Source organism: Streptomyces katrae, from assembly GCF_000966975.1.
Lineage (GTDB): Bacteria > Actinomycetota > Actinomycetes > Streptomycetales > Streptomycetaceae > Streptomyces > Streptomyces katrae.
Map to the genome: position 1 here is coordinate 1 of NZ_JZWV01000043.1, position 333 is coordinate 333.

1 protein-coding gene is annotated in these 333 nt (G+C 70.3%); it reads right to left on the reverse strand.

Annotated elements, in window-relative coordinates; genetic code table 11:
* A partial coding sequence (locus VR44_RS02690) for an HAD-IC family P-type ATPase (protein WP_045945717.1) occupies positions 1-333 on the reverse strand: 333 nt, incomplete at both ends.

Genomic DNA, 333 nt, shown 5'->3' on the forward strand with positions numbered 1-333 from the left:
CGCCTGGGCGAGGGCCGGGGCGTCGTTGGTGCCGTCGCCGGTCATCGCGACGAGCTTTCCCCCGGCCTGCTCCCGCTTGATGAGGGCCATCTTGTCCTCGGGGGTGGCCTCGGCGAGGAAGTCGTCGACGCCCGCCTCCTCGGCGATGGCCTTCGCGGTGAGCGGGTTGTCGCCGGTGATCATGACGGTCTTGATGCCCATGCGGCGCAGCTCGTCGAAGCGTTCGCGCATGCCCTCCTTGACCACGTCCTTGAGGTGGATGACACCCAGGACACGGGCGCCGTCGGCGTCCTCGACGGCGACGAGCAGCGGCGTACCGCCGGCCTGGGAGAT